This is a genomic window from Frankia sp. CoWAU3 (genome assembly GCF_977971855.1).
On sequence record NZ_CDWWXB010000285.1, the window covers coordinates 1 to 3,464 of the forward strand.

Sequence of the window (3,464 nt, forward strand, 5' to 3'; positions counted from 1 at the left end):
GTCACACCACGCGACCTTCGCGCAGCCCTGGCTGAGAACCGATCCGCTCCGCGGCAGATAGCTCCCGCTGGCCGAGGCGACCCGCGTCGCGCTCAGGCCGCCCAACGCCGTGGACCGGGACGTGCCACCCGGCCGGCCTAGCGATTCGCGGCCGGCGGGCCACAGCCTGATTGCTTCCATCGACTCGTGGTTCAAATTCGAGACGGCTCGTGTTCACCGACCTGTGAATGGAAATCCCCTGACGGCTGGCCGCTGCACCGCACTCCGGCGGGATGTAGGCAAGGTCGGCGCCCTGTCACTCTGATGATTCAGGAGACTTTCACGATCTACGTCCAGCCGTATGCCGTCGACCCCGCCGAGCGTGGTCTTTTCGCGGTTCGATACGGCGTCGGACCGACAACGCGGAATCGAGGATGGCGCGGAGTGAAATCTCGTCTCACATGGTCCCGTTCGGCTGCGCTTGTGGCCGCGACAGCCCTGACCGTCGGGCTTGGCTACGGCCTTCCGGCGGTCGCGGATCCGGGTGGCGCGGCAGCCCAGTCGGGTGCGGCGGCCGTCCAGACGGCGAGCTCGGTGCGGGTGGCCACGGTCTCGCGGTGCTCGGGTCCCAACGCCCGTTCGAACAGCGCCAGTACCGCGGCGAACTGGTCTCGGGCACCCGCGGGATCCCCCGCCTCCCCGGTCCAGTGGGCGAGGTTGCGCTGGTCGAGCAACGTGTCCGGATGGTCGGGGCCGAGGACCCGCCGGTGGATCAGGAGCAGGGCGGCGTACTGGTCACGGGCCATCGCGGGGTCCCCCGCCTGACCCACCCAGTAGGCGAAGTTACCCCGGGCGACCAAGGTTGCGGGATGCTCGGGACCCGAGACCCGCTCACGGATCGGCAGTAACTGTGCGTACTGGTCGCGGGCGGCTGCCGGGTCACCCGCCTTGCCGGTCCACCAGGCGAGGTTGGTGCGGACCCACAGTGTGCCGTGATGCTCCGCGCCGGACACCCGCTCATGGACGGTGAGCAGCGCCGAGCACAGGTCGCGCGCGGCCGCGGGATCCCCGGCCTCCCCGATCCAACGGGCGTACTGGTCACGGGATTCGAGAACATCCGGGTGTTCCGATCCCAGCACCCGTTCCCTGATCGGCAGAAACGCGGCGTAGTGAGCGCACGCGCCCGCCACGTCGCCGGCCTGCCCGGTCCAGAACCCGAGATTCGCCCAGACATACAGGGTTTCCGGATCATCCTCACCCGCGACGCGTCGCCACCTGGGCAGGATGGACAGGCACAGGTCGCGCGCGCCGGGCCAGTCGCCGGCCTGCCCGGTCCAGTCCGCGAGACGGGCCGCGACCAGCAGGGTCTGCCGGTCGTCGGCGCCCAGGGCCCGGTTGCAGACGGGCAGCAACGCCGCGAGCATGTCGCGCGCGCCCCCCGGATCCCCCGCCTCCCCGGTCCAGTTGGCGACGGCGGCACGCGTACGCAGAGCCGCGGGATGCTCGGCGCCCAGCCGTGTCACGGTGTCGTTGTGGACGTCCTCCTGCACGATCTTCGCCGTCCGGTAGTCACCACTGGCGTCGAGATACTCGAGCAGTTTCAGGACGCCGGGACGGTCCGGACGGAACACGGTACGTGCGTGGGGGACCAGCATGGCGTAGACAGGCCACGTCCCGGACCGGTGGGGTTCATCCGGCAGTGCGGCCTCCACCAGGGCCACCACCACGCCGCGCAGGACGTCGCGACGTTCCTCGGGCAGCTGACCGGCGATGACTGCCCCGACGAGGCGGTGCAGCTGAATCGTGTCCCCGCGCCGGCGGGCCAGGGAGTAGGCCAGCGCGTCACCGACCACATCGTCGAGGTCGAGCCGGGGATGGGTACCGGCGCACGCCTGCGCCAACGGGCCGTCGAGAAGATCGGGATGGTCATTGAACAGGGCCAACGGGATCGGTTCGGGAGCCAGCAGCGCGCACAGCGTCAGCAGCTGCACGGTGGCCGGGGCGTCGGCCTGCAGCCGTTCCAGGGCCATGGACCAAGCGGTGGCGATGGTGCCGGCATAGAGGGGATCGCCCCCTTTGCCCAGCAGCGTCGTACGCCGGGTACGGAACTTCGCAAGGTAACTGGCCGGATCCGTCCGGGTCGTGGTGAGGTAGCCGGCGGCCTGCGCCAACGCCAGAGGCAGGTCACCCAACTCGGCAGCCAGCGCGTCGGCTACCGCCGCGTTCAGGCCGGGAAGACGGCGGGTCAGGAAAGCCACCGCCTCAGCCCGTTCAAACACGTCCACGTCGACCGCGGCGGCGAGTGCCTTCCAGCCCGGATTCCGGGACGTGATCAGCACATGGCCCGGTCCGCTTGGCAGCCAGTCCCGCAAGGCGACGGGATCCTCGGCGTTGTCGAACACCACCAGCCACCCCACCCGACGGCCCAGGGCTGCGAGCACGATGGCCGCGATGTCGGATACCGCTCCATCGGTCGACAGACCCAGCGGGCCCGCGAGCGCGGCGAACTTCTCGCCGACCAGGAGGGTCTGTTCCGCGTCGATCCACCAGACCAATGTGTACTCGGCGGCATGCCGATGGGCGTACTCGACGGCCAACTGGGTCTTGCCCACCCCGCCCATGCCGTGCAGGGCGGTCACCGCCACCGGCCCCGACCCCAGCTCGGTGCGGATCTGGTCGAGCTGGGACTGGCGGCCGGTGAAATGCCGGTTGCGACTCGGCACGTTCCACACATCGGGCAGCCGCCCGGGGAACATCGGCTCCATCCCCGTCGCGGCGACCATCGGTTGGGCGGGCCCGCCGGGAAAGACCGGCTCCACCGCCGGCTTACTCCGCTCCCCACGTGCCGCGGCCACCAGCCGCCCGGCCGCGATATCCCGGTCGAGGCCGAACAGGTCCACGCTGACCAGCTGACCCAGCAGCCCCGGCCGATCACATTCCTCCACTCGGAACACCAGCAGCTTGCGCGCCCGCCCGGACGGGTCGGCGGTCCAGGCGGCCTGCCACTCCGCCTCTGCGAACGCCGAGGACAGGTAGGCCGTCGACAGCACCGCGATCGTGCGGGCCGCGACCTGTGCCGCCTGATGCATCTCGGTGACGAAATGACTACCCGCGTTGAAGTCCCAGGTCTGGATCCGCACCCGGTAGCCGGCGTCCTCCAACACCCAGGCGATCCACTCCGCCCATCCCTGATCGGCCCCGGTGTAGGAGACGAAGAAATCCACCCCCGACGATGGCGACCTCGCCGCACCCTGCACCGCGCCGCCGCCTGACGCCGGGACCTTCGTGCCCATAGCCGCACAGCCTGCCACAGTAGCCACGGATCGTCACAACCCAGACGCGTACCGGACAGCCGAACGGGCTGACACCCGAGAGGCCCGCCCACTTCTCGTGCGCCAGTGGTTCGGTGGGCGGTGGGCGGTGGGCGGTGAGGACGACCTGGCGATGGCGGATGGCCTCGACATCGGCTGCCCGGGTGGCGACCC

At 70.4% G+C, this 3,464-nt stretch carries 1 protein-coding gene; it reads right to left on the reverse strand.

Annotated features, from left to right (window positions below):
- Positions 1-494: 494 nt before the first annotated feature.
- The gene (gene fxsT / locus AC08ON_RS17230; RefSeq protein ID WP_476617350.1) at positions 495-3,203 is read right to left on the reverse strand and encodes an FxSxx-COOH system tetratricopeptide repeat protein; all 2,709 of its coding nucleotides are present in this window, start codon (positions 3,201-3,203) and stop codon (positions 495-497) included.
- Between the last annotated feature and the right edge of the window lie 261 nt (positions 3,204-3,464).